Genomic DNA, 6,191 nt, shown 5'->3' on the forward strand with positions numbered 1-6,191 from the left:
GTATCGCGATATTTATGAGGAGAATATGGGTATTTAATCCTATTTTTTCACTTCTTTTGGCCTGCGCCGTATGGCTCGCTGCATCGGTCATGGTGCCCATCCGGTATGCCGATGCGAAGGCCGGTGCGGAGCAAGGGATCGATGCTGTCTTTGTTATGGACGTCAGTTATTCGATGAATGAGACCGATAAAGAAGGTATTGCGGCGGAAGTCGTCAACATGTTCATGGATATGAGCGATTCGGAGCGTACCCGCATCGGGTTCGTTGCCTATAATGACAAAATCGTCGCCTCGGAACCGCTCACTTCGCTCGCGCTGCCTGGACAAAAGGAGAAATTAAAGCGCAAAGTCGGCAGTTTGCGCCGTTACGGATATACGGATCTCGGCCTCGGCTTGAAAAAGGGCGCGGATATCGCAACAGCCGGCACGGGAAAGAGCGGCAAGCCCTTTATCATCCTGCTGTCCGACGGAGGAACCGATTTTGGAAATACCTATACCGGTAGAACGGTAGCGGATTCGAACAAGGATGTGGAACGTGTCATCCGTCAAGCCAAAACGAAGGGCTATCCCATTTACACCATCGGTCTGAATCATGATGGTTCCGTCAATGAGAAGCAATTAGAGCAGATTGCGTCGGAGACGGGCGGCTCTACGTATATGACGAGCAGTGCGGAAGATCTGCCGGAAATATTCAACCGAATCTTCGCCGATCAGATTCAATCCGTCCTCGTTCCCATCGCTGCGGTTACCGCAACCGGAGGAATGCAGGAAGTGAAGGTGAGCCTTCCCAACTCCAGCATGTCGGAGGCGAACATCATCCTGCTCTCCCAGAACCCGCTGAAAGAATCACAAATCTACTACAGCTCGAAGAACGTCAGATTCTTCAAGTCTGGAAAATATACGCTAATGAAAATTGTAGAGCCGCAAAAAGGGGAGCTGCTGCTGAAGTTCAGAGGGACTGCCAGTGACGTAGTGAAGGTGAACCTGCTCGGCAGCTACAACATGAAGGCTGGCGCGGATCTGGAATCCAAAGAGGCAATTAAGGGACAGCCGGCCGCTTTTGCCTCCCGTCTATATTCGTTCCAAGGCAAAGCGTTGGAGGACAAAGACATATATCACAACCTGCAAGCGGAGCTCATCGTCAAGGATCGGAAGACGAACCAGGAAGAACGGGTTCCGATGGATAATAACGGGGCAGGCTTTACGGCAGAATATCGATTCCCGGTATCCGGAATATACGATTGGAAGGTCGTCATGAATGGGCCTCATTTCTTCAGAGAAACTGTGGGCAGTCATCTGGATATTACGAATAAGGCACCACTATCCACCGGTCTGACAGCAATCGAGATCTCGAAGGAGGACGGCGAGGCCAAGCTGGATTTCAGCCGCTACTTTACTGACCCGAACGGGGATGAATTAACGTACAAGATTGCTGCCAACCAACGTGAAGAGCAGATCGAGGCTCACGTAGATGGAACATGGCTTATCCTGTCCCCCCTTCGTTCCGGTTCGGCCGTTCTGACCATCACGGCGACGGATCCGGAAGGCGGCACCGTCACGGGCGATCTGACTATTGCGATCTCTTCCGTGTGGGATCGTTACTTGATTATAGGGGGCTGCGTGCTTGCTGCGCTGATAGCTGCAGGGGCATTATTTGTGCTGCTGCGGCCCAAGCCGGCGTTCACCGGCAGGCTGGAGGGATATTTCCTCAATACGGCGAGCGGCAATGAAGTCCCCGTCAAATATTGGCCGCTCACCTCCTTGGGCAAGGCGCGGCGTGTAAGCCTGCAGCAACTGTTCGCCCGTCTAGACGTGAACGAACCGCTGCCCGAAGCAGCCCATATCGTATTCGAGGCGGGTAAGAACGGCACGCTCCGGGTAAAGCATCGTACCAATTGCACGGTGGCGAAGGGCCGCACGCCGCTGAAGCCCAATCACACCGAGATCCTCGAATATAATGACAAGCTGTACATTACGTTCGAAGACGGAATTACGGAGATTGAGCTGCGCTTCAAGGCTGTGAATCCAGGCTCCGTGTCGTATGCGGATCCGGCTGCATTCCAAGCCCGCAACTAGACTGTAGAGCGCCGGGCTCGCGGCAGAGGCTCTTGTGCGCGGAGCCGCGCAAGAGCCTCTGCTGCGCAAGCACGGCTGACTGGCACGGGATTCCGTAAAAAGGCGCCAAATGCCGCACTGTTTCGCGGCTTGGCGCCTTTTTGCATATGAGCTCCAGTACGTATTCCGTCGTTAGGCCTTCTAGTGTGCAGCTTCCGGGACCAGGCCCTTCCAATGCACGGATTCCGGGGTTAAGCCTGCTTGCGTCCGGGCAGCTTCTGCCGGGTGTCGTCTGGCTGCTGGCGCTTGCCAGGCAGACGTTCAATAACAGTCCGCAGCAGTCGCTCTGTATGCAATGCGGCTTTCAATCTCTTCATGGAAGAGTGTCTCTTGTCCGGGTTGACGGCAAGCCCTCTTCGAATGACATGCGACATCAACGGGCTGACGCTCCGGTTCCAGCTTCTGACGGGATCGATGCTGTCGTCGAACAGCCGCCGTGTCACATCGTTCGGCGCCCGGCCGCATAGGCAGAAGTATAACGTCGCCGCAAAGCTGTACACGTCGGAAACGACGCCCTGACGCGACTTTTCTGAATAAAATTCAAGCGGAGAATATCCCGCGCTCGTAAAGATTCGGTGTCCGGTCCGCTCATAATATACCGCCGATCCGAAATCCAGCAGCATTGGCTGTCCGTCCTCCCCGATGATGACGTTCGCCGGCTTGATGTCGCGATGGATGATGCCTTGGGCATGAACGTATTCAAGCGCATCGATGAGTGGCAGCATCGTTCTGTGCAGGAAGTCCGCCATAGAAGTGAGTTGTCCTTCCTCGATGTAACGGTCGAGTGACACTCCCTTGCAATATTCCGTGACGATATAATGCGTGCCGTTCTCCTCGAAGTGATCGAGATAGTGGACGATGTTCGGGTGGCTCAATTGTTGGAGCACCTTGGTTTCCATCAGGAACGCTTCACGCAGCTCGTCATACTGCCTTTTGGCAGATGGTGTTCGGCACAGCACGGTCCGCTTGTCCAGATCGCGAAGCGCCAGCTGCTTCGGATACGACTCCTTAATAATGACGGCTTGCCCGCTCTCCACATGGCGTCCGGTGTATATCATCGCCAGTTCACTGCGGGAGACCGTTTTTTTGACTTTGTATGTATGATGAAGCACTACATTTCTGTTCAGACATATGTCCGCATGTTCCGGTTTCACAGGCTCCTCCCGATACTCATAGCCTTTTGGCTGCGGCAGATTTCCCTGCCTTCTGTCCACTAAGGCGCGTAATTATATCCTATTGTAGCATAGCGCCCATAATTTTCTATGTAATTTATCATCCATGCAAAATTCGTGACAATTGCATTTGCTCCAAGAACGCAAAGTTTTCAGCCTCTCACATTCCACAGCGATCATTCGCGAGCTGCAAATGTACATTTAATGTACAGGACCGTCCTCTACTGCCCGCTTTCCCTAGCTGACCGAACAATATGAAAGGACGCCTCACTCAGCGTGCCCTTTCTGTTCTTTCATTTATTCACGGGTAATAACAATTCCGGTATCTGCTACAACACAGTTGCGTCCAGCCTGCTTAGCCAAATACAATGCTTGATCCGCCTGAGCAATAAGCATACTCGGGGTGTCATCGGGCAGCGTATGTTCCGGGAGCCTCGTTGCGGTGCCCAGGCTGCATGTCACAATCGAGCCCACTTCGGAAGCGGTATGAGGGAACGCCAACGACTCCAGATACACACGGATCGCCTCCGCCACTTCCATCGCTTTTGCAGCATCCGTCTGCGGCAGAATGACGCCGAATTCCTCTCCTCCATATCGGGCCATCACGTACAGCGGATGGATGACCACCGTTCGGATCGCTTGTGCCACCTGACATAAACATTCATCTCCAGCAAGATGTCCATACGTATCGTTATACTTCTTAAAATAATCGATATCGAGCATAATGAGCGATAGCGGACTCTTCTCCCGCTTCATCCGCTCCCATTCCTGTTGCATCATCTGATCGAAATAACGGCGGTTATATACGCCGGTAAGTCCATCCGTGTAGGAAAAGTCGGTCAGGAGCCGATTCGCCATCTGCAGCTTCTTGTTCGCTTCCTTCATTTGCTCCTCAGCGACAATTCGCTCGGTCACATCGCGAAAATAGACGGATATCCCGTCACGGGACGGATACACCCGAATTTCAAGCCAGCGGCCGCGCAGCTTGTCGTAGTCGGTAAATTCCACCGGCTCCCCCTGATCCATGACTCGATGACACATCTCGGACAGCTTCGTCTTCGCTAGTTGCGGGCTTATTTCCCAGATAGACTGCCCCTTCACTTCATCAAACGTAAAGCCGTAGTATTTCTCCGCTTCTTTATTCGTGTAGGTATATCCCCACTGTCTGTCCACCGCGAAGAAGGCGTCCGTAATACTGTCCAGGATGAGGGCCACTCGTTCTTGAGATTGCTTGAGCGCGCTCTGCGACATAATCAACCGCACATACAGACGATTCATCTGATGAAAGAAGACAAACAGCACCACCGTCGAAGATATAAGCGAATTGACGCACGACAAATACCAACCCAAGCTGTAACGGGCCCCCGCGAACTGCGTAACCGCAAGATCGAGAAATAACATAAAGACCGAGAGCAAAAGCCACAGATGAAGCAGGCTTTGCCCCCTGGTCATCACATACAAATATACAAGCGCCGCCAGATTCATCAACGACAATACAGGACCTATCCCCATCGTAATCAGTTCGTTATATTTCCCTCCCCGTATAATGACGGGCAAGAGCTCATGATGCTTCGTAAGCAAATAAGTCAATCCTGCGAGGATGACGATGACACCGCCAAAAATGGCGCCTGACCCGGCCTTGCCTTTGCGCTCTGTCGAGGCAAAGCTCCATCTTCTCAAACTGAACGCATACATGAAAACGCCTAATGGAAACCCAGCATGCCAGCATATCCAGAACCAGATGGGCGACTGCGGCCCTGCATTAAGCAGTCCCTCCTGCGCAAACACTCCAGGAAAGGTCAGAATTTCCGGTATCGTAATTAGACCGGAATAAAGAAACGTCGCGGATAAAATCAAAATCGGTTTATATCGCGTCACCTGAAATTGAATATAGAGCAAATACGACGTCATGAAATAACCAAACATAACCCATGCGATAACGATGGACATAAACGGCTTAATATGAATCAATGGGGTCGACGCAAAAGGAATGGCAATCAGTGATATGACGAACATGACGGATCCGATAATGATGGCCATCATCTTCTGCCTGGGGGCAGCTGGGGTATTAATAAGACTTGTTAGCGGGTCGCGCATGCGCATCATCGATGTCTCTCAACCTTTCTTCCAGTCGTTCGCCTCACCTGTCGACGAAACAAAGCATACCTCATCATAGTAACATAATTCTGTAACCTGCTTCGCAGTCAAGAATGAAAGCAACCCTACACGATGTGTAGGGTGCAGCGGACAAGTTATGCTTCTAACTACTACCCGAAGTTCAGAAGGTTCAAACACGCCTTCATTTTTCAACGAGAATGGAACAGAAGCGCCGATGAGAAAACCTCTATCAAGGCCGTTCAAAGATGAACGACCGCGTACAGTGGCACGTTCAGACTGACGGTGAATCGCTTTACACGCCCCTTTGCTTCATTCTCCCCTTTCATCAGGAAGCGGCACGCCCAATGACGAATCTGGTTAACTGCCATCAGGAGGGGCACGTCCAATGCCCCCTCTGGATCACTGCTGTCATGATCGACCGCTTCATGGCAGGATATACGAATCGGCATGTGTCTTATCCTCGACATTCCCCCTCCTGACTGTATGGGAGAATGAAGCTAAGGATCATTGTACGGAAGACCGACAACCTATTCTCGTTTGAAAAGGACGGGGGACTACCTTTCTTAATGATCAAAAAACGCTTACGGCCTGGATAGCCATAAGCGTCGATATTAGCGTACTAGCGAGTTCTCTTATTGTTCCTTCTGCCTGCACTTGCGGGTGCTTTGCCTTTGCGATTCGGCGATGTAGCGCCGAATGCGCCGGATGATCGCTTCCGAGACGTCGGCTTGGCCCCCTGCCGCTCACTGCGGCGTTCTGGCCCCGCTTGTCCTTGCCATTGCCGCTC

4 protein-coding genes are annotated in these 6,191 nt (G+C 52.2%); 1 reads left to right on the plus strand and 3 read right to left on the minus strand.

Annotation, left to right across the window (positions count from 1 at the left end; translation table 11 throughout):
- The first annotated feature begins 14 nt into the window (after positions 1–14).
- Positions 15–2,075 carry a VWA domain-containing protein gene (locus A372_RS0102950; protein ID WP_026010861.1) on the plus strand — a complete coding sequence of 687 codons (2,061 nt, stop codon included), beginning with the start codon at positions 15–17 and terminating at the stop codon, positions 2,073–2,075.
- Positions 2,076–2,305: 230 nt separating this feature from the next.
- Here A372_RS0102950 and A372_RS0102955 read toward each other — a convergent pair whose 3' ends face one another.
- The 3 genes from A372_RS0102955 to A372_RS0102965 all read right to left on the minus strand — a co-directional run bounded on the left by A372_RS0102955 (position 2,306) and on the right by A372_RS0102965 (position 5,871).
- Positions 2,306–3,268: a serine/threonine protein kinase gene (locus A372_RS0102955; protein ID WP_019419351.1), complete on the minus strand. Its 963-nt coding sequence runs from the start codon at positions 3,266–3,268 to the stop codon at positions 2,306–2,308.
- A 315-nt stretch (positions 3,269–3,583) separates the two neighbouring features.
- Positions 3,584–5,392, minus strand: a complete 1,809-nt coding sequence (locus A372_RS0102960; protein ID WP_157259403.1) for a sensor domain-containing diguanylate cyclase — start codon at positions 5,390–5,392, stop codon at positions 3,584–3,586.
- A gap of 251 nt (positions 5,393–5,643) precedes the next feature.
- Positions 5,644–5,871 (minus strand): hypothetical protein, encoded by a 228-nt coding sequence (locus A372_RS0102965; RefSeq protein WP_019419353.1) that lies wholly within the window; start codon positions 5,869–5,871, stop codon positions 5,644–5,646.
- Between the last annotated feature and the right edge of the window lie 320 nt (positions 5,872–6,191).

The sequence above is a fragment of the Paenibacillus sp. OSY-SE genome, assembly GCF_000283315.1.
GTDB lineage: Bacteria > Bacillota > Bacilli > Paenibacillales > Paenibacillaceae > Paenibacillus_B > Paenibacillus_B profundus.